At 44.3% G+C, this 287-nt stretch carries 1 protein-coding gene; it reads right to left on the bottom strand.

Annotated features, from left to right (window positions below):
• Positions 1-287, bottom strand: a 287-nt coding sequence (locus AC2FA3_RS15125; RefSeq protein WP_490510303.1) for an FAD-dependent oxidoreductase, incomplete at both ends; no start/stop codon positions are given.

A 287-nucleotide genomic window follows, 5' to 3' on the forward strand; every position in this document is an offset into this window, starting at 1 on the left:
GTTCTTCAAGGTCGGTAAAATCAATAGAACTTCTGAGAACTCGTGCAGGAGTACCTGTTTTAAAACGGCGCAACGGAAGCCCAAGCTTTTTTAGGCTTTTGCCAAGTTCGGTTGCAGGGAAAATCCCGTCAGGTCCGCTTTCATAGGATACCTCACCGACAAATATTCTTCCGCCAAGATATGTACCTGTTGCAATTATAACGGTTTTGCAGTGATATTGAGCCAACATACGTGTAACCAGCTCATATCCTCCGTCAATTTTTCTTATGTCGGTAATCTCAGCCTGG

The sequence above is a fragment of the Janibacter sp. CoH_79_TC_3 genome (genome assembly GCF_058197955.1).